At 36.1% G+C, this 20,764-nt stretch carries 20 protein-coding genes; 8 read left to right on the top strand and 12 right to left on the bottom strand.

Features of this window, described 5'->3' with window-relative positions:
* Position 1 precedes the first annotated feature (1 nt).
* Positions 2–640: a GNAT family N-acetyltransferase gene (locus tag ABMA70_RS05390; RefSeq protein ID WP_103216549.1), complete on the bottom strand. Its 639-nt coding sequence runs from the start codon at positions 638–640 to the stop codon at positions 2–4.
* A gap of 140 nt (positions 641–780) precedes the next feature.
* On the opposite strand from ABMA70_RS05390, the gene ABMA70_RS05395 reads away from it, so the two are divergent.
* Entirely contained in the window at positions 781–1,899 is a 1,119-nt protein-coding gene (locus ABMA70_RS05395) for a hypothetical protein (RefSeq protein WP_392991100.1), read from the top strand.
* Positions 1,900–1,995: 96 nt separating this feature from the next.
* Positions 1,996–2,991 carry an aspartyl/asparaginyl beta-hydroxylase domain-containing protein gene (locus tag ABMA70_RS05400; protein WP_199177502.1) on the top strand — a complete coding sequence of 332 codons (996 nt, stop codon included), beginning with the start codon at positions 1,996–1,998 and terminating at the stop codon, positions 2,989–2,991.
* Here the strand turns inward: ABMA70_RS05400 and gshA are convergent.
* Together gshA and ABMA70_RS05410 are read right to left on the bottom strand one after the other, a co-directional pair.
* Positions 2,983–4,575 (bottom strand): glutamate--cysteine ligase, encoded by a 1,593-nt coding sequence (gene gshA / locus ABMA70_RS05405; protein ID WP_392991097.1) that lies wholly within the window; start codon positions 4,573–4,575, stop codon positions 2,983–2,985. The two genes, ABMA70_RS05400 and gshA, sit on opposite strands and share 9 nt — an antisense overlap.
* A gap of 64 nt (positions 4,576–4,639) precedes the next feature.
* A complete protein-coding gene (locus ABMA70_RS05410; RefSeq protein WP_392991095.1) occupies positions 4,640–5,650 on the bottom strand; it encodes a hypothetical protein in 1,011 nt (336 codons plus the stop codon).
* A 75-nt stretch (positions 5,651–5,725) separates the two neighbouring features.
* Here ABMA70_RS05410 and ABMA70_RS05415 point away from each other — a divergent pair, with 75 nt between their 5' ends.
* From ABMA70_RS05415 to ABMA70_RS05425, 3 genes are read left to right on the top strand one after another with little or no spacing between them, the layout of a single operon-like run.
* The gene (locus ABMA70_RS05415) at positions 5,726–6,361 is read left to right on the top strand and encodes a DUF3943 domain-containing protein (protein ID WP_392991094.1); all 636 of its coding nucleotides are present in this window, start codon (positions 5,726–5,728) and stop codon (positions 6,359–6,361) included.
* On the top strand, positions 6,348–7,073 hold the full coding sequence (locus tag ABMA70_RS05420) for a hypothetical protein (RefSeq protein WP_392991092.1): 726 nt from the start codon (positions 6,348–6,350) through the stop codon (positions 7,071–7,073). Before ABMA70_RS05415 ends, ABMA70_RS05420 begins: the two co-directional genes overlap by 14 nt.
* Entirely contained in the window at positions 7,070–7,561 is a 492-nt protein-coding gene (locus ABMA70_RS05425) for a DUF501 domain-containing protein (protein WP_158246763.1), read from the top strand. The genes ABMA70_RS05420 and ABMA70_RS05425 overlap by 4 nt, the downstream gene beginning before the upstream one ends.
* A 6-nt stretch (positions 7,562–7,567) precedes the next feature.
* Here ABMA70_RS05425 and ABMA70_RS05430 read toward each other — a convergent pair whose 3' ends face one another.
* From ABMA70_RS05430 to ABMA70_RS05460, 7 genes are all read right to left on the bottom strand, one after another.
* Entirely contained in the window at positions 7,568–7,984 is a 417-nt protein-coding gene (locus ABMA70_RS05430; RefSeq protein WP_103216542.1) for a hypothetical protein, read from the bottom strand.
* Between the two features lie 8 nt (positions 7,985–7,992).
* Positions 7,993–8,517 (bottom strand): FMN-binding protein, encoded by a 525-nt coding sequence (locus ABMA70_RS05435; protein WP_103216541.1) that lies wholly within the window; start codon positions 8,515–8,517, stop codon positions 7,993–7,995.
* The gene (locus ABMA70_RS05440) at positions 8,505–9,617 is read right to left on the bottom strand and encodes a hypothetical protein (protein WP_103216540.1); all 1,113 of its coding nucleotides are present in this window, start codon (positions 9,615–9,617) and stop codon (positions 8,505–8,507) included. Before ABMA70_RS05440 ends, ABMA70_RS05435 begins: the two co-directional genes overlap by 13 nt.
* A gap of 91 nt (positions 9,618–9,708) precedes the next feature.
* On the bottom strand, positions 9,709–10,629 hold the full coding sequence (locus ABMA70_RS05445) for a DUF368 domain-containing protein (RefSeq protein WP_392991089.1): 921 nt from the start codon (positions 10,627–10,629) through the stop codon (positions 9,709–9,711).
* Between the two features lie 5 nt (positions 10,630–10,634).
* Positions 10,635–13,160, bottom strand: coding sequence for a type I DNA topoisomerase (gene topA, locus ABMA70_RS05450; RefSeq protein WP_392991087.1), 2,526 nt, complete (start codon positions 13,158–13,160; stop codon positions 10,635–10,637).
* Positions 13,161–13,247: 87 nt separating this feature from the next.
* Entirely contained in the window at positions 13,248–15,458 is a 2,211-nt protein-coding gene (locus ABMA70_RS05455) for a LysM peptidoglycan-binding domain-containing protein (protein ID WP_392991085.1), read from the bottom strand.
* 8 nt (positions 15,459–15,466) lie between these two features.
* Positions 15,467–16,195: a tetratricopeptide repeat protein gene (locus ABMA70_RS05460; RefSeq protein WP_103216536.1), complete on the bottom strand. Its 729-nt coding sequence runs from the start codon at positions 16,193–16,195 to the stop codon at positions 15,467–15,469.
* A gap of 142 nt (positions 16,196–16,337) precedes the next feature.
* Here ABMA70_RS05460 and ABMA70_RS05465 point away from each other — a divergent pair, with 142 nt between their 5' ends.
* The 3 genes from ABMA70_RS05465 (at position 16,338) to ABMA70_RS05475 (ending at position 19,087) form a co-directional block, all read left to right on the top strand.
* On the top strand, positions 16,338–16,565 hold the full coding sequence (locus ABMA70_RS05465; protein WP_392991082.1) for a DUF4911 domain-containing protein: 228 nt from the start codon (positions 16,338–16,340) through the stop codon (positions 16,563–16,565).
* A 99-nt stretch (positions 16,566–16,664) separates the two neighbouring features.
* Positions 16,665–18,035, top strand: coding sequence for a hypothetical protein (locus ABMA70_RS05470; protein WP_103216534.1), 1,371 nt, complete (start codon positions 16,665–16,667; stop codon positions 18,033–18,035).
* A gap of 98 nt (positions 18,036–18,133) precedes the next feature.
* The gene (locus ABMA70_RS05475; RefSeq protein ID WP_103216533.1) at positions 18,134–19,087 is read left to right on the top strand and encodes a thrombospondin type 3 repeat-containing protein; all 954 of its coding nucleotides are present in this window, start codon (positions 18,134–18,136) and stop codon (positions 19,085–19,087) included.
* Here ABMA70_RS05475 and ABMA70_RS05480 read toward each other — a convergent pair.
* Entirely contained in the window at positions 19,077–19,670 is a 594-nt protein-coding gene (locus tag ABMA70_RS05480) for a hypothetical protein (protein ID WP_392991080.1), read from the bottom strand. The genes ABMA70_RS05475 and ABMA70_RS05480 overlap by 11 nt on opposite strands.
* Positions 19,658–20,755 carry a hypothetical protein gene (locus ABMA70_RS05485; protein ID WP_392991078.1) on the bottom strand — a complete coding sequence of 366 codons (1,098 nt, stop codon included), beginning with the start codon at positions 20,753–20,755 and terminating at the stop codon, positions 19,658–19,660. Before ABMA70_RS05485 ends, ABMA70_RS05480 begins: the two co-directional genes overlap by 13 nt.
* Positions 20,756–20,764 lie beyond the last annotated feature (9 nt).

Here is a 20,764-nt window from a genome sequence, read left to right on the forward strand (position 1 = left end):
TTTAGTCCTTATCTACTTCTCTAGTTATTAAGCTGCATTCATACAGCATTCCTAATCCGCCATTAAATGATATTTTTAAGAAACCTTGGCCTTCTTCTTTTAATTTAAAACCGTACTTCTCATGCATCTTAATAGAGGTTTTATTTTTTGCATTAACAACATAATAAGCTTTCGTTGAAATTTGCCCAATGTGTTTAAGTCGCTCTTGAGTTAAGAGATCACCAATACCACGGCCACGATATTCTGGAAGAACAGTAAGTCCCATAAGATACCAACCGACAGGTGCTTTGTACTTATACTGATTGACCATTTCTTGTGTATAGAGAATTGATCTTCCATAACCAACTATTTCTTCATCAAGAATGGCAACAATCAGATGAAAACCTTTTAAGTTTCCACCACGGGCCAACTCTTTTTTCGTTCTTTCAAAAAAGAAAGAATAATCAAGGTTTGGATCAATATTATTTTCATTAATAATACGAGCAATAGCCTGAGCATCATCATACCTAGCATATCGTGTTTTTATTTCGTCAGGTACAGGCCTAGACTTGTGATCCACAATATAAGGACAGTATGAATTATACTCTTTATATGTTTTAGACGATGACTTCAATGTTTGAGTAATTAACTTTTTAAACATAATTTAATCTATTATAGCTCATCCATAAAAGTGGTGGAGATTATTAATTCAATTAATAAAGTTTTTATTTTAGATGATGTTCTTATGTGTTTTAATTGTGACAAATACAAACTATTTAACAATGACCGACCAATTTACTCATGAAAAAAATATATAAAAAGATATTCATAGGCTTGGCCCTTACTTTCATCACTGGCCTAGTCATTCTTATTCTAAATTATAAATGGGTGATCAAAAAGTCTCTTGCCATGGCGGGAGTAAGAATAGAGCAAGTTGAAAAAATCAGTATAGGCCATTGGGCCCTCCATAACTTGAGCTATCAAATAGATGAAAAGAATATATTAAAAATCAAATCTGTTAATATCGACTTTTTAGAAATTGATGTCGATGCTAAAAATATCGATCGCTATTTGCAGGCGCTAAATTCCAAAATAAAAGTGAGGGCACAAGAAATTCAATTACAAAAATTCAAACTAAAAAGTATGAATTGCTTTGTTCATAAGAAAGAAGGAACAATAATTGAAGTAAGCCAAATTTTTATTCCTGACTTTGGTTCTAAGAATCGAGGTAACCTAACTTTTAACTTAGTAAATCTAAAAGATATTCGTTTCAAATATAACGATCTTGATATTAACAATGTCATTAAATACTTTGATGCATCTTTAGGGCTCTCTGGATTAATTAACATCAATGCACAAGTGAATGGTGATATCAAAGCAAGTGTTTCAGGAAAGAACTTAGTCTTAAAAGGCTTTAGGGTTGATGATGTTATTACAAATTTTTTAGACACTCGCAATATTGGAATCATCGACGCCGCGGCCGTCTTGGCCTTAGGACCAATAGGCCTTCTCTATACAAGTGCGGCCAGTCTTGGACAAACGATTGGAGGTTTTCGAGGAGGAGACACAAACCTTAAGCAAGTCAATGCTGCAATAACACTTACGGGAGATATTATAATCTTTGAAGATGTTGCAGTGGCAACACAAGAACACTTAATCGTTGCTCAAGGTGGAGCCAATATTGAGAAGCAAACTTTTAAAGATCTCGTTGTTTCAGTAATTGATGAAAAATATTGCCCGGAACTGCAACAGATTATTAAGGGAACATTTTCAAAACCAGAAATTTCAAAAACCAAGGCCTTCCTCGACACGGCCACGGCCCCAGTCTCAAGTGTAACTAGTTCAACATTCCAATTTGTCGGCGTTGGAAAATGTAAGCCAATCTATAAAGGCGTTGTTAAGCATCCTGAGCTAGAGTGAACAGTTTTTAAAGAGCGCAAAATTTAAAATGACACATTACACATAGTGAGAAAAATCATGGAGGAAAGCGGCTCCTTGAGGTATATTTGATTCTAATTGTTAAACTTAAACGAGGATAAGACTATTAGCGTTATATCTGTACTTATTTTTCTCTTTCTTTTTGGTATTGCCTCAATGGGCTATGTCTACGCTTACCGTGGAACAGAAAGATATGAGAGCTTAAACTTCTATCTCCGCAAAGGCTGGCCAATTTTTGCACCACTTAACTGCCTACTTTATATGTTCACTAAGAAGAGAGCAGCTAAGCCAATAATGAATCTTGCAGACTTTCCAGAGTTAAAACTAGTTCAAGATAACTGGGAAACAATTCGCGATGAGGCGGTAAATCTTAGAGAAAATGGATATTTTGATAAAGTAAAAGATCCAACTTCAAGTGCATATTACGACATTGGTTTTAGAACTTTTTATAAATACGGTTGGTCTAAATTTTATCTTACTTGGTATGGAACGACTTTAAAGTCAGCAAAAGAGCTGTGTCCAAAAACAGTTGAACTTGTTTCTAAAGTTCCTGGTGTAAACGGTGCCATGTACTCAATTCTTCCAGTAGGATCAAAACTAACAAAGCACTTAGATCCAGTTGCCACATCACTTCGCTACCACTTAGGTTTAAAAACACCTAACGATGATCGTTGTTATATTAATATTGATGGAACTGACTATTCTTGGCGCGATGGAGAGGCCCTACTATTTGATGAGACCTATCTTCACTTTGCTTTCAACAATTCTGAAAATGAAAGAATTATCCTTATGCTTGAAGTTGATCGCCCAACGAATATCATAGGAAAAATCATTAACTTTATCTTTAAGCTGATTATGAGAATTACTCTCGTTCCAAATGTTCCGGGAGATCAAAGAGGACTAGTTAATGCCATCTTTGGAGCAGTAACACCTACTCTTTTAAAAGTAAGAACTCTAAAAGAAACAAACCTGGCGCTATATAAAATTATTAAACATACAGTAAATCTAACATTACTAGCAATTGCATTTGGTTTAATTTACTTAGTGCTAACTTTTATTCAATCGTTATTTTGAAAAACTAGAAGCAACATAAGCGGCGACGTATTCTTCAAAGTCTACGTCGTCTAATTTCTCAAAGTCCACCTGACGCTGCATCGATGCATTCTTCTCAAGCTCTAATTCTTCTTGAAAAACATGATTTACTTCTACAGCGGCCAGCTCCTTACGATGCTCTAGCGCAAGATCCTTCATCGCCTGAATATGACCTTTCTTTGAAACAAGATCAAATACTTTTTGTGAAAGAGTGTTAGCAGGATCAATTAACTTACGTTGCTCTTCAAGAGCAAAAAGTAATGCTTTCTTACGCTCACCATCTGATATAGCATCAATGACTTCGGCCATTTGATTAAAGAATGTTGCTAGATATTCTTGGTAATTTCTTTTCTCACCATCAACGCTAATTTCTAGGCCAGGCTTTCTTCCCTGCCTAACAATAAGCTGATTATTATCCTCAATCTCATTATAAATTTCACGATTGCATCTATCCGCTCGCAAGAATAGGCACGACAATAAGAACGCATCTAAGAAGTCCATTTGAACTTTGGTAATTCCATTCTTTGCAAATGGGTTGAGATCGAGAAGTCTAACCTCAATATATTCAATCCCCTTGCTTCTTAGGCTAGCAAGAGCACTCTTGCCAGGAGGAGCAATTCTTTTAGGTCTAATGATTGAATAGAATTCATTTTCAATTTGTAGAATGTGAGTGCTAATTTGCTGAAGCTCTCCTTTCTCATTCCTTAAACCAATCTTATCAAAATCTGCAAAATTCATTTGCAGAGCTTCTTCTAAACTATCGCAATAACTATCAAGACCGTTATAACAAATTCGAATACCGTTTTGAGAAGCACCTGTATAACCAAGTCCCCCCATCCTTAAGCATGTCCCTTCTTTCGAGCCAAAAGTTTTGCCATATTTCTCATCTTCATGAATCACATCTAGTGAATGTTTCTTACCACTAAGGAAGGACTCATGAACAGAAACAGAGTTTCCAAAAAGATATAAGAGAATATTTGAATAACTTCTAAAGTTTCGACAAAGATTTAAGTATTCCTCATTAATAAAAAGTTGAAGCGATAAAAAGCTTCCACTTAACTCATGCCAATTTTTCCAAAATTCATCTGTCATTGAAAAATTGTAATGAAGTCCCGCAATCGCCTGCATTGATCTTCCATAGCGAAGGCCAAGACCAGAGCGATAAAGAGTCTTTAAACGGCCAGAGTTACTCTCTCCGTAGTAAGCAAGCTTAATATCTTTATCTTCCGGTAAGATACAAGGCATTGATGATGGCCAGATGACTTCACTTGAATCTTGTTCTAAAACATAGTGTTGAAGATTTCCCAGAGTTTTTAAAGTTTCATCATTTGATTTTGAAACAGGAGTGATGAACTCAAGAAGACTTTCTGCAAAGTCGGTAGTTATCCATTTATGAAGAAGTTTTGAACCAAATTTTGGGTCATGATCGGAACTTGCAAGCTTGCCATCTTCAACCATTACACGAAGGCCCTCTTTCTCAAGTCCTTTATTTACATTAAGGATTGAATCACTTCCGTATTTTTCTTGATAGTTTTTGAGTGCTTGCTTATTAATTTTAACCGTCATAAATCGTCCTATATTTCGCATCTATAGTACGCTTTCAGCATTACGCAAGCAAGCTAATCTTAACCTAGTTAAGATTCCCAATACTTATTGGCAGCTCATAATTTATTCCAAAGGCAAAGTCATCATTCTTCGTTTGCCCTAGCATTAGAGCGAAGTTAGACGCGCTATCAGCATAGAAATGAAATAATGCAGGATATAGATTTAAACGAACCCTAAAGTCTTCAGAACTGTTCATTAATAGTGACGCAGCTTGTCTTCCCATGGTTTCAAGAAAGTAACCATAAGCAAAGCGCCCCTTCTGCTCTAGTGGATCAGTAAAGGCCATCCCCGCAGCAACAGAATGAGAAAGATCTCCGTTATCGTAAGTAAGCCCTACTAGATTCATCATTCCCATATAAAGGAGCGGCCTAAACTTATTAAAGTGTAGAAGCTTAGGACGCATAATATAATTTAGACCAACGTTAAAAAAGTCCTCATGCTCAACATCATAGACTGGCATGAAGTGCCAAGTTGTCATCCCCATTTCATCAACCATGAAATTCATAAATGGATCATTTAATCCAAGTAGAAATGCCGCCACGTCATAGATATATAAGTCTGCAATATGATCAAGTGCAGATACTTCAGGTTGAGTTGTTTCATTGGCCTCATTACCAAAGTGCATCGCATAGGTCACAATAAACGAAAAAGTCTTGGCCCATTTAATTCCATAGTAATCAGAATATTCCATGAGCTTCTTAGTCTCGTAAGCTCCACCGAATGTATGTAAAAAAATATTAGGTAGGACGCGATTACTTAGAAACTCTTCCTTTAATAAAGTATCAAGGCCACCATTCTTCTTAATCGAATGAATAGGATCTTTTACCTTGTTCCAAACAATCTTATGTTTCTCAAAATAGTCCTTCTGATTGAACCAGTAAGGATTTTGAATGACATCAAATGAACCGTTAATATAGAGCTGAATTGGAAACCAAGGACCATCGGTTTTCTCATTAAAAATAAGATAATTTGAGCTTTGAGCTATAACTTGAACAGAGGTAAATAAAATTATTAAAGAATAGATTAATTTTTTCATATTTATGATTAACTGGCTTAATTATCGCAATGTATTATTGGCCATAATGTAGCTTAATTTATATAAGAACACATCGTGAAAAGCTTTATTATTTCTATATCTTTTACATTACTTGCCCTGTCACTGCAAAGAACTTCTTTTGCAAAAACAGAGTATTTCTACCAAGATCGAGACCATACTAAAGAAGAAATTTTTAAAGATGTTGGATTCGTCTTTGGTATCTCTTTAATCGCTTATCCACTAACTCAATGGGATACAGTAAGAGAAGAAGGTTCATGGGATGTTTACCGAAGTAATTTTGGAAAAATAGTTTTTGATCGTGATGAGCCTTTTTGGAACTATATGGTTCACCCTTACACAGGCTCTCAAATGTTTCTTTACTATCGAGCCCGAAATTATCGATACGCTGATGCTCTGGCACTAACTTTTGTTTCAAGCACAATCTTTGAGTTTCTCATCGAAGTTTATACTGAACCAGCTTCTGTTCAAGACCTTTATCAAACACCTGTACTAGGTGCGGTTATGGGCTATGGATTCGAAAAACTATCAATGCAACTTCTTAACGGAGATAGTAAAGTTGGGCATTTCTTTGGTCACCTTATTAACCCGATGACTTTATTTCCTTCAATTTTTGAAGGGACATCATACGCAGTCATTGCGCCAAATATTGATAAGAAATCAATTGGATATTACTTTCATGCAGAATTTTAAACTGATCATAATATTCATACTTTCTATAACTTCTGCCTATGCACAAAAAGGACCTTATGAGTTTTATCTAAGAGCAGGGGTAACTTTTCAAAATACTATCTTTAACGAGCTAGATGACGATCAGTACGAAAATAAATACGATATCGAAGACCGTGAAGAATCAAAAGCGCTTGGAATGTATACACAATTTTCATTTCGCTTAGAAAGAATTGAGATTGGACTTGAGTCACATACAACATTTGGGCGAGGACGAGACTTACGTTTCGCATACGAGAATAGAGTTCTTGAAGGCGAAGGAAATTTTAGATCCTTTAATATCACTCCTACGATACGAATTAACTCAGATGTTTACGAAATTGATTTTTTAGACTTTATTGGATTCAAAACTTTCAAAGCATATATCAAATTTGGCCCTAGCTGGCTTCTAAACTCACTTGACCTAGATGACTTTAATATTAATACTAATGGTAAGTCACTTAAGATTAATTATGATTCATTTGGTGGAGCACTTGCGATCGGCGTTGAACAAGTAAAGACAGTTGATCACTTTCCATTCTTTGCAGAAGTTTCAGTTGCCGCTTATCGATCATACAAGGCGACTTTAGTCGATCGTACAAACCGAACGAAAGTAGAAATTCTGCAAGAACAAAGTGCACGAGAAGATATTAATTCATTCTCAATTTTTTACACAATAGGAGCATCTCTATTTTGAACACACAAGTAACTGATAAAGATATTGAACAAATTGAAGCTTTTCTAAAAAGAGAGGCCAGAGGTATTCTTGAGGTTTCAGCAAGAACAGCTGATGCAAGGCCTGCTTCAATAAAGGTTACTCCAGTTGTTGATAAGGTTCCATTTCCAACAATCTACTGGCTAGTTGATCCTGTTGTTTACAAGGCCATTAGTCAGATTGAGGGACAAGGATTTACAAAAGAACTTCAAGCAATGATTGATGCAGATGAAGAACTTAAAGAGAAAGTTAAAGCTATTCATGAATCATATCGTGATGAAAGAGTAAAACTCTTTAAAGAAATGAATCTCGAATTACCAGATAATATGATGCCGATGATTACAGATACTGGAATCGGAGGACTTAGAGACTTTTATCACCTTAGGTGTCTTCATATGTTTTACGCCTACCACTTAGTTCGCCCTCACGTAATTGGTGAAATGGTTGATCGTAAACTAAAACAGTCTTAATTCAATTTAACGATTTGCTGTTATGTGATGGTAAGTAAAGCCAATACTCCACACTAAAGATACTCCTAGGTGGATATAGGCCGACCATTGCCTTAAAAGATCATTATCACTTACCTGAATTAGATAACCCGATAAACTCATAGCAACAAAGAGTCCTATAAGAAAAATTCCTGATGTACGAGATTTTTTATAACCACTTAGAATTCTTTTGTAGATATGATTTGAAAAGATTGTACCGACAAAGAATAGTAGAAAAGGTACCGACAAGATATGTAGTTTTTGCATCCAAATAGAAAGAGGATGAGTTTCAACTCCCCACTCTCCTTGAATCTCCATAAAGTACTTGGCCACAAAATAGATTGTACCAGTAACAACAATGAAGTAATTTGAGGTAAATAGGTTATTCTTTTCTGAAGGAGTCATAGCTTAAACTAGATTATATCTTTTTGGAGATATAGCGACAACCATACTAAAAATTTTGTACTATTTGAAGAAAGCGTTGCCCCCGAAACAATATCAATTGAATCGGGCTTCTGAGATTTAAATCGAGATAGCCAATTTGATTTCACCTTATATTCTGAAGGCTCTTCAAATTTAACAATCGCTAAACTTTCAATATTATTTTTAACCACGTGAACATGGAGAACTTGATTCTTCGTTCGAACAGTATCTGTAAAGACGAAGTCATAAGACGTTTCATTCTTACATTCTCTCTTAAAAAACGAGTAAAAACGACGAATATCACGTGTAGGATACTTCGATTTGATTGTTTCAAACTCTTTATCTGTTAAGAATTTAGACTTCTCAACAAACGAACAACCAGGATACTTCTTTGAAAGAGTTTCCTTGATTCCAGCAAAAGCTTCTCCCTTTGCCAGAAATAAAAAAACAGTAAAGAGGAAAATCCCCTTTACTGCCTTTATATTGAATAGATTTGAAAATCTTAGTATTCCCATCCGATCCCGAAGTTTACTTCTTCTGATTCACCTGCATTAGATGCATTGTTTAGTTTTGTGAAATCAGCTTTGAAAGAAACTTTATCAAGTGGCTTATACATAATACCAGCTGTGATATTTTCTTTATCGTTTGCTTTATCAGCTACACCAACAGATGAGTCAACTTCATCTTGAGTGTTATAACTTTCGTATCTTACATATGGCATAATTGAGTAAGTTTTACCATGAGTAATATTGTAAGCTAGATCAACATAATAACCTTGCATTACGTCAGCTACAACTTTTGATGTTGCTGCTGAGAATTCTTTACCATCAAGAGTTGAGTAAACATATAATGCCTTCACTGTTAGGCCTTTGTAGTTATATGCTAAATGAACATCGTAGATATTGTGCTCACCTTGTGCTGCACCGTTAGTTGTACCTACATAGATTGATGTCCCTAGATCTAGACCAAAGTCAAAACCATAGTCAACTCTAGCAACGTGTGACCAGTGACCAGCAAGAGCTTGAGCACCTTTTTGACGTCCACCACGTACACCTGTCTCAGAGAAACCATTCGTTCCATCCCAAGACTTTAGAGAGTTCATGATATAGTACTTATATTCAAGATTATTCCAAGTACCGTAGATACCTAGACCGTTTTCACGCATTGTTGTTGGGATAATTGCATTTTCAAGTCTTGGACGCTTAACACCAATAAAACGAGTTGGCTCGTGCTCAGTGTTTACGATACCGATTGGAGTAAGTAAAAGACCTGCTTTAAAGTTTAAAAGATCAGAGTGAGCATAACGAATTTCTGCAAATTCAGTATAGATTTCATCAGCGTGCTCAATTTCGATCTCAGTCATGAAAGACCATTTGTCGCTAAACTGATAACCTACGTAAAGAACGTTTCTTAACGTGTCCCACTGTGCAGTACCTTCACTATTGTCAGTGTAGATAATCTCACCGTAACCACCAAGGCTAACCTTTGACGATAGGCCCTTAGCTTGCATACTTTGTACTTCTTTAGAAAGAATATCAATTCTTCTCTCTAACTCTTGTGTTGTAGCAGCACTAACTGTAGTTGCTGCAATTAAAGCGATAAACAACTTCTTCATTTATTCTCCTATTAAACTTTTTGTTTGAATTACCAAACGGATGTTAATGAGAATTAAATAAAAGGTCAAGTCACTAAACTAGACAATATTTTTAGTTGTTTCTATTTGCGCTACGCTCGAGAATGAAGACAAATAAGAAGCCGATGACAACCAGCATAACAGCAAGAATATCTTCTGTTGTCAGCGCCGTTGGAAAATAAAGGCTCTCTGATAAGACCTTCGTCTTGCCACGAATCACAACAGACTTTGTCACTTCTCTCCAAGGCCAAACCTTAGATAAAGTTCCAAGAAGAATCCCTACTAAAAATGCCATTGTGCGCTCGCGGAAATTCTTCATAAAGAAGTTTAAAACCTTAGAAAAGCTCACAAGACCAGTTAAACAGCCAAGAGCAAAGACACCAATGATAACGAGGGCACCTTCTTGAAATGGATTTTTTAGAGCACCTGTTACGTATTCATACTTTCCTAAAATTAAAAGAATGAATGAACCTGAAATACCAGGAAGGATCATGGCCGTAATTCCGATAAGGCCACAAATATAAATAAACCACAAGTCAGTTGGAGTTGTTACCGGAACAAGTTGTGTAATAGCAAAACCAATAGCTCCACCTAGGGCCACCATCGCTAGGGCCACAGGGCTCTTACGATCCTTTAAGTCTCTTGCAATCACAATGATTGAAGCTGAGATTAAACCTAGAAATAATCCCCATGTAGGAACAGGGTGATAATTGATTAGATAGTGCATTAGCCTTGCTAAAGAAAGCATGGCACCGAGTATCCCTATTGCCAAAGGTATAATGAATTTTAAATCAATCTTCTCTGAAACATTTTTAAAATTTAATGTCACCACATCTTTGATAAGATTTTTATCAATGGCCGCAACAGTCTCAAGAAGCTTGTCATAAATACCAGTTATAAATGCAATTGTTCCCCCAGATACACCTGGGATTAGGTCGGCAATGCCCATAAGAAAGCCCTTGCAAAAAACAAGGGCCATATTTTTATTGATCATATTATTTACTCTTTATTCTCTTGTGCTTCTTCTTTTGCAAATGGAGTATCTTCCCAATCAACAGAGTGTTTACACTCAGGACATTGAAGCTGTTTTCCCCATCTCTTTGTTTCTTTAACGCCCATTACGCCAAATCCACAAGCAGGACAATCCATTACTTTAGGCTCATTCCAAAGAGCTGTTTCACATTCAGGATAATTCGTACATCCGTAGAAGATCTTCCCATAACGAGATTTCTTCTCAGCAAACTTTCCTTTTTTACATTTTGGACAAGTTACATCGATTGTATATGGAAGTGTCGTTTCACATTTTGGATATTCTTCACAACGAACAAAGCGACCAAACTTACCTTTTTTAACCTCAAGACGTTTTCCACACTCAGGGCACGGATCTCTAAACCAATCTTTTGGAAGTATTTCAATTTTACCGTCAAGGTGCTTTTTAAAATCGTGAGTAGAAGTACAATCCGGGTAGTTACGACAAGCAAGGAACTGACCATTACGTCCCCACTTAATCAGATACTCTCCGTCTTCACATTTTTCACAGTGAATTCCAGTTGGGATTTCTTGCTTCTTGAGGTTTTTCATTTCCTCTTTTGCTTTTTCAAGAGTCTTTTCAAAACCTTGCCAGAATTCCTTAAGTACCTTCTTCCACTTAATTTCACCGTCTTCAATCTTATCAAGTAGCTTTTCTACATTGGCCGTAAAAGCAACGTTCATGACATCTGGGAATGATTCGATAAGCATTTTACAAACAACAGTTCCAAGCTCAGTTGACATGAAACGGTTTTCAACCTTTTCAACGTAACCACGATCTTGAATATTTGAAATAATTGAAGCATATGTCGATGGACGTCCAATTCCCTGCTCTTCTAAAGCCTTAACAAGTGAGGCTTCATTAAAGCGTGGAGGAGGAGAAGTCCAATGTTCCTGCTCAGCAGGTCCATTTTTTGCTGGCATTTGTTCGCCGACCTCAATAACTGGTAGCTCACCTGTTGCCTTTGGTGTGTCGTTATCATCCTCATCATCATTTCCACCACGACGAGAAGCTTTCTCTGCAGCAGCTTCCATATAAACAGTTCTAAAACCTGGAAACTTAATGATTGAACCATTGGCCTTAAAGAAGTGACCTTCACATTCAAAAGTTACGGCCGTTTGATCAATAACAGCTTGGCTCATTTGAGAAGAGATGAATTTATTCCAAATAAGCTCATAAAGTTTTTGTTCATCTGGCTCTAAATCACCTCTTAGCTGATTTGGAGTATATTCAAGAGATGTCGGTCTGATGGCCTCGTGGGCATCTTGAACCTTACTACTTCCCTTCTTCTTATATTCAATAGGCTCCGGTGATAAATACTTTTCACCGTATTGATCTTTTACGTATTCGCGTAGTGCATTTAATGATTCAGGCTCAGTTCTAACAGAGTCCGTTCTCATATAAGTAATAAGACCGACTGTACCAAAGTCAGTTGTTGCAATCCCTTCATAAAGTTTTTGTGCAACCATCATTGTTCTTTTTGCTGTGAAGCCTAACTTATTGGCAGCTTCCTGTTGAAGCTTTGATGTCGTAAAAGGAGGTGTTGGGTTTTGTTTTCTCTCACGTTTCTTAACGTCAATTACTTCAAACTCTTTCCCATTAACATCTTTTACAATTTGTTTTGTGAACTCTTCATCAGTTAGTTCTGTTTTCTTCTTGGCATCTTCACCATAGTATTTGAATTCAAAAAGAGTTCCATTTTTTTCCATTTCACCATGGATAGAAAACCATTGCTCTGGAACAAAAGCTTTAATTTCGTCTTCTCTTTCAACAATAATTCTAAGGGCAACCGACTGAACTCGCCCAGCAGAAATACCACGTTGAACCTTATCCCAAAGGATTGGTGAAATCTTATAACCCACTAGACGATCAAGAACTCGACGAGTCTTTTGGGCATCATACATATTAACATTTAGCTCTACTGGATTCTCAACGGCATTCGTTACAGCATTCTTAGTAACGGCGTTGAAGATTACTCTTCTAATTTTTTTACGCTTACCAATTTCTTCAGCAAGATGGAATGCGATGGCCTCTCCCTCACGGTCCAAGTCGGGTGCCAGGAAGATTTCACTTGCATCTTTTGCTAATTCTTGAATTCTTTCGATTTTTGCTGCTTTACCAGCTATAGGAACAAGGTCGATCTCGAAGTTTTCTTTGATATCAACACCTAGTTTAGACTTTGGAAGGTCTTTAATGTGTCCGTTTGAAGCAACAACTTGAAAACCACGGCCAAGATATTTCTTAATCGTTTTGGCCTTTGAAGGTGATTCCACGATGACTAGTTTGTAGTCTTTTTCTTTAGATGAAGAAGCTTTCTTTGCTGTTTTTTTGGCCGTTTTTTTAGCAGCTTTCTTTGCTGTTTTTTTGGCAGTTTTTTTGGCAGTCTTCTTCTTTGTTGTTTTCTTTTTACTTGTTGTTTTTTTTGCTACTTTTTTCGAGGCCTTGTCAGAGGCAGCATTTGTTGTAGCTTCACTCACAACTTCTGATTGTGTCATGACGTTCACTTTCTCCTGTTATAAAAAAACAAGGTGCGTTACAGGAACGCACCAAGGGTATCTTAACATATTTTTTGCTAGCATAGATTAATTTGAGTCACTATTCAATAGTTCTTCAATTTCTTCGATGTCATATGGAGTCAATCCGTAAGGGTTTTCCTTAGTGTTCAGATCTTCATCCATATATTTTAGACCTTCTTGTGATTCAATTTCATTCATTGAAGGTAGTGCGTTAGGATCTTTAGCCTTCACACCTTTCTCAATTAAATTCAGGTCTTGACGCTCTAAGTAAGTATCTTCGTCGATCTTTTGCTCATTTAATTTTGTTTCAGCATCAATCAATTCTTTCTCAAGCTTCTCTAGTTCTTTAAGATCTCGAGCTTGTTCCTTAATGATCGACTTCTCTCTTTCTTGGCGTTCAAGTTCTTCAAGTTCATCCTCTTCAAGACGAATTTCATCAACTTGTTTAAGCAGATCTTCCCCAAGATTGTCTAAATTTAGCTCAACATCAAGTTCTTCAAGAGCAAGGTTTTCTTGCTTACCAAGATTCTTTGCACGTGTGTTATTGCGTAACTGCTCGGCCATCTTTGCTGTCGCTTCAGATTTTGTCAGAGCAATATCTCCAAGATCAAGCCCTGAGTTACTATAAGAAACAACTGCCGTAGCAAAGTTATCAGTTACAGTAATAACAGTTGCCTCACCTTTTACATAAGTAGGTTGTGAACTAATTTGTTTTCCTGTTCCTCTATCCATAAAAGAGTAAACTTCAAAAACATTTCCAAGCTCAACTCCGTCAACTCGACCTCTGTCTAAATAGACAACACTTCCAAGGGCAAGCCCACGATCTTGTTGCTTATAAGAACCGATAATCGCAGCTTCAATACGACGTGGGTTATAAGTCTTAAAGATCTTAGCAATCTTTGGAGTATAAACAGTAAGCCTAGCTCCACGCTCAATAGTTTCAACAATTTCGTCAACAGCAACTTCCCACTTATTATCTTCTAACTCACGAATTGCCTTAACTTGACCAAGAATTGTATAGCGTAAACCTTCACGATCCGAGATACGGTGAGATACTTTTCCATCTGGTTGATAAATTGAAAACTTATCACCTGGCCTAACCTGTACACTCTTATCAAACTTAACGTAGATATGTTGGTCTTTGTGAATTAAAACCGACTCGTCTTGCTTATCTGAGATATAACCTAAATCTTGAATATGATTAGTTGTAAGAAAAGTATTTAAATAGAATCCATGAGAAACAGTGATCTCTTGTCTTTCAATCGAAGAAATACCATTTTTGTCATATTGAGTATCTGGCTCTTCAATAATGATACGAGAAATTGGTGGCGCATACTTTTTATAATCAGTATTTAACTCAATCTCAGTCATTGAAAGAACATCATCATAAGAAGACTCTGTTAGTGATTGAAAGAATGCACCTTTGTTTACAAGTGTCCTTCTCTCTTTTAACCAATCTGATTTTATATCGTCACCATATGCTGAGAATGCACCAGATGAAGCAACCTTAACGTTCTCAGAACGACGAACTTGACTTCCATCATCCTCAAAAGAACCAAAGGCAACTTTTGGAAAAGAACTCTCACTACCAGTAGAAAATACTAGAACTTGTCCTGGCTCAATTTCGTGTGGATTTGTAATCTGAGGGTTCATCGACCAAATTTTTGAATAATAAAAACCTGATCCAAAAAGATTTTGTGAAATCTTCCAAAGCCAGTCGCCATCTTGCACGATATACTTATCGACTTTTGCAGCTGTTGCAAGCTCATTCCACTCTTCTTCTGGAATTTTCTTTTCAACAAATTTTGCAAGATCGAGAAGCTCTTTCTCTTCCTTTCCTACATTAAAAAGATTTTTATCAATTGTTACATTTTGATTACTAACATTTTTTTGTGCAGCTTTTTCAGGCTCTACAATATCAACATTAGACTCTTGTGTTTTTGTATCAACATCTTTTGCAAGTATATCAATCTCTTCAAGATTATCTGCGTTCTCTAAATTATTAGCATCAATCTTTTTAAGATTTTCATCAGTAAGAACTTCCTCGCCAGGAAGTGTTTTCTTTTGATCACTTTTAATTGAATTTAATTCGTCTGAAAGGACTTCATCTGAAACATCCGTTTGCTGAGGCTGATCTGTTTCTTCCTCTAAAAGCATAAGAAGGTCTTTATCATCTAAAAGCTCTAGATCCTTAAGATCATCTTGCGCACGCACTTGTCCCATGCTCATGAGAAGAGATACGATACAAAAGAATAAGCTTAGATTTTTCTTCTTCAAACTATGCCCTATGCTTCACCAAAGAAATCGTGAAGGATTGAATAATACTTCTCTTTCTTCTTTGCTAATTTTAATTTATCTGTACAAACAATTAGTCTTCCTAAACTCTTAATAACAAGACCTGAAAAAGCGTGTTGTCTAAGAATTTCTTCATATAATTGCATAGCAAGATCAAATTCTTGTTGTGCAAAAAGCATTTCTGCTAGATAAAACTTTGCTCTTACTTTAATTTGGCTATGTCTTGACCCCTCAAGATCTTTTAAAATTGTTAACGATTGATCAAGGCGATTTTGGGCCATTAAACCTTCGGCTTGTTTTAAAAGATTTAATTCTTTTTGTAGAAGAACATCGTCAGTTTGTTCTTGCTTCTTTTGTGCTACCACTTCATTAGCAAAAACATCTACAGTCTCAGCAACATTATTACCTTTTGCACCTTGTAGATCATCAATCATACTCAGCTGTACTTGCTCGGCAGACTCTTTGCCACCTTTGGCCTTGTATTGCTCTGCTAAGCTTGGTGCTTTAGTATCTTTTAAAAGCTTATCGTACTTTTCTAGAAGTTGATCGTACTGGGCCTTTGGAACCATTTGTTGTTTAGCTGCTACTTGCTTATCTTCTTCAATTGGATAGCCTTCTTCATCAAAAAGAGTTTTTCTTTTTGACCACGAACAAGATGTCGTTGCCAAAGCTAAAATTAATACTGAAGTGAGTGGAAATCTCTTCCTGAAATCTTTCACTTGTAGTCCTCCATGACTTGATAAAAGAGTGGCCTTTAATAATATTTTAGGTTACAAAGCGTTTAAGTCAATGAAATTTCGTGCATAGGCAAAGACTGCCAAGCCAAATAACTAAATAAAAAACAAACTTGTCGAGTATTTTATGAGTGAGATATTTAAAACAATTGTAAGAGTACCAAAGAAAGAATCAGCATATTTCTACTTTCAACTTGAAGCAAATGAAGGCCTATGTTTCTACTCAACAATCGAAGGCGACAAGCACGAAGGCCATCGCGACATTGTTGTTCAAGCACACCCTAGTCTTGTGCCTGAAGTTAAGTACTTACTGAATAAATTAGCTCAAGAAATTGATCTTCAATTTATTGACTAAATTTTGTACATCTACGAGAAGTTTTCAAACCCGACTAACTCAATCAAATTAAATGATATAACTCCCAAAAAACCGTAAACCAAAAAACGGAGAGAGATTATGTCACCAGCAATTAAAAAAGTTGCTAATACTACCCTATGTGTATTGGCCTGCCTTCAAATGGCATCTTGTAAGGTCGTTACCAATAAAGGCATTAACAATCATTTTAATGATTTCAAGCTAAGCCTTGAAAGCTCTGAAAAATCAAACTTATCTGACTCTAAACTTATGATGGCAAATGAGTTACAGATTAAATCTGAGCAAATTGCGAAACTCATTAATAGTGCTCCAAAGCTTGAGACATGGACTGATTCGAAACAAACTTATGGCTCTAACGATCGCAAAAGAAGAGTTCGTACAGTTGAAAAATATAATGAGAGTAAAGAGAAAATTCGTAATTGGATGAAGCAAGTAAAAGATCTAACACTTGATATTCACGCGATTACTTTTGATGCTGGAAAAGACTCTTACCGTAAAGATGAAAATAATCGTCTCATTAATACACCAGAACAAATGGCGCAGAATGAAGTTCTTGCACTCTACTCTCTTACTTATATGAGAAATCTAAGTGAAGGTTATTCAAAACGTTCAATCGGTTATATCGAAGAGATCTCTTCTGATAAAATGCAACGTTTTACTGAAAATGATGAAGCATTCAAACTTGAAGTTCTTCAACAGCATATGGCCTATATCGGAATGATGAAAATCATCGACCAAGATGCTAAGAAGACTCTTACTAAGCTAAAGGCGATGAGAGATGCAAATATTCTTTCTCCAGAATTAAGTGAAAATATCAACAATCTTCTTAATACTGGGAAGCAAGAAAATGCTGAAAAACTTGAAAAATTCAGTGAGTATAAAAAAGAAGCTCTAACACAAGAGCAAAGAGCTGAATTTGATAAGGCCCTAATGACTTACGAAAATGTATTTGGAAAGAAGTCACTTTTATTTGATCCAGCGAATCCAGATCACCCTCTTATGCACCTATTTGTTGTTGCCTCAAACCTTTCTTGGGGTCTAATTAACACAATGGTTGGTGGAGCATTTGTTGCAACTAAAGTACTACTAGTTCCAGTAAGCCGTGGAGTTAACTTATTCATAAACTTCCTTGAAGCAGTAACACCATACCGTTATGCAAGAATGATTGAATTTGATCTTCCACGTATCAGAATAGCTGCTTCAAAAATGCAGATCTACGCTGACGTATGTGGACTTGGTATTGTTCCAGGTAAAATGTCTGCAGGACTTTTTGAATTAGACTTCTGCTCTGGATACCGTTTCGCTTCTGGACACGAAGCTGGTCATGCTAAACAATCAGCACTACTTGGACCTCTATACTTCCCTGCTGCGATCCTATCTTATGCACTAGTTGGTGGACATGGTGGTTTTATTGAAGCATGGGCAGATATTTGGTCAGCTCACTACCACTAAGAAATGGACTAACTAGCTAAATGATTTTCAATAAGAAAAACATATTTAAGAATTCTCTAAGGGGCCAACTCTGGCCCTTAGGGATTTTCGCTATTTCGATGCTTTTTGCAAAAAGTGCATTTTCAATAACTTTCAATCTCATTTCTATTAATGAAAAGCTTCGCTATACAATTAATCAAACTTTCATAGAAAAAGATGTGATTAGAAATGATAACTACTTCATCTTTCTCGATCAAGACTTCGATGGAATCCCAGATGCTATGGATAATGACATTGATGGTGATGGTTACGACAATATCATTGATGAATTTCCAGAGGATAAATCAAAAGTAGGAAGTGATATCAATAACAATGGCATTATCGACTTTGTTGATTTTGAGTTTAGCGACAATATTACTGACGAAGAGAGATCTGAGGCAAGTTCATTACAACTTGAGATTTATGATGATTATAATGTCCTAATCATCCCAGCTGCAGAAATTAGTTTGAAACAAATCCGTCTTGTTAAAGAGTTACTCGACATTGGCTTTACTGAGACAACGCAAAATTTAAAATTCGTCATTTTTGAAACAACACATCCAACGAACTGGCTTACAAAAGGTAAGTATGATGAAGAGTGGAAACAAGTTGTTATCTATAAAGATCAATTAAAGAATGATGAAGAAATTAATCTAACACTTACACATGAGTTCTTTCACTTTGTTCAAAAAGAAAATCCAAAGCTATATCAAGATTTCATCAGCTCTGTTGGTTGGTCTTTAAATGAAAGATACTTTACATATCAGCATAATAACGACCAACATTATCCAGAAATTAATCTTTCTGAAGCCAAACTAAGATTAACAAATACTAATGATTTATTAGTGTATGATAACTTCCCTTCTGCATACTCAACAGTATCACCTGAAGAAATGTTTGCAGAAGCTGCAACAGCTTACCTGTATCAAGAGAATTCAAAAGAAAAAAGTTTTGAAAAGAGATTTACTAACTTTGAAGCATTCACAAAAAGTTATGCTTTCAAAATTTTTAATGATTTATTCTCTATTTTTTAAAATCACTATTTAAAACAAAACGCTCCCATTTATTCTTAATGAACCATTCAGTTACACTTTTAAATGGGGGTAAATTCTCTCGTTTTCGTGCAGCATTTAGCTTTCTTAGATCTGGCCTATAATAGGTACCGATGACCTTTCCAGAGCGCTCGATAACTTGAAACTCGTTTGAAACTGGATTGTAGCGATAAATATCATTCTTACTTCTAAATGAGATGATGTTATCATCACTAGAGCGAGCAAACTTCTCTGCATTTTTTAAGTATTGCTTATCACTTACAAAGTTAAATTCATCACCGTGCTTCTTTGCGTGCCCCACAAGAAGGCCTTTGTCTTTAAAGCCACTTGTTTTGAACCCTTTACGATAAATCATCTGTTGAAAAAACATTGGATCGATCTCAACACCTCGATCAAGAAGACTTGTCATCTCCTGTCTAATCTCGCCTTTAATTCCTCTTTGACTCATTATCTTTTGAGACTCGATCGCTCTTGTAACCTTTTCATCTAGGTCCTTGCACTTCTTTCCTGAAGCAGCAATATTGAAACTAGAAGTGATGAGTATTGATATAATTAAAGCGCGCATGCTGCATACTCCACTGTAAGGTTTACGTAATTAGCTGATGAAAGAGAATTTACCTTATCAAGACCCTCTTTATTATTTGTCGTAAGAACTTTATTAATCAATTCCCCGACTTTATCCTTTCCTAACTTTCCAACATTCTTTAACTGATCAAGAAGTTGGAGAAATTTTGCTGATGATGTCACCCTTTTTGATAAGTCCGCTAACGAAGTCATAGCATTAGCAAGACCTAGTGGACCTTTCATAATAACATTAAGAAGAACGTTAGATCCTAAATTCCCCACAAGTGCACAAACTAATTGAACTTGCGACTCAACTGACATAGCACCAAGGGCATCCCCAAGAGCGGCTAATTTCTCATCTATTTGCGTAATGAATTCTTTTGTTGTCTCATAAGTATCGACTGCACTATTCCAAAATTTCTTTGCTGACTTAACTGGAGATTTTATAAAATTCCAAACCCCACTTCCAACATCTTGAACAAGCCCGCCAGTCCTTGCCCATGCAGCACTAAGCGCCTTCTGTACACAGCCACTTGCTTGTGACATCAGATAGTCTTTATTGAACTTATCAATTGGAGCTTGGAGATCATTGATATTAACAATCTCTTCAAGCTGATTTTCACACTCTAATGCGTGGGCCTTTGGAATAATTAGATCTAAGAGAGTGTACTTCTTAAAGCTACCTTTCTTAATCTGTTTTGCAACAAAGCCCTTTACACTTTTTACGATCTTATATTTTTCAACTTTTGAGATATTTTCAAAATAGATAGATACTGGAGTGCTATTAACATTGAAGTTTACAACCTCTCCTCTTTCAAGTTCTATAAATTTATTTAAATGATTAGAATCTGCCTCTAGTCCAAGCTTAATTAAGAACCTTTCACTTCCTTTAGTAAAAACTTGATTGGCCAAGAAGTGCTCTGAGTAGTTTTGATAAAAGCCACTGAAGTCCTGATACTCATATTCAGCAATAAGGGACTTAGCTAACCCTTTAAAATCATTCGAACGATCTTGGTATTTAAAGTCATTTGATGAATATGCACATAGGCCGTAAATAGTTAAAATTAGAATTAAAATTCCCCTCATTCAACTATT

The organism is Halobacteriovorax sp. XZX-3 (assembly GCF_043196495.1).
GTDB lineage: Bacteria > Bdellovibrionota > Bacteriovoracia > Bacteriovoracales > Bacteriovoracaceae > Halobacteriovorax_A.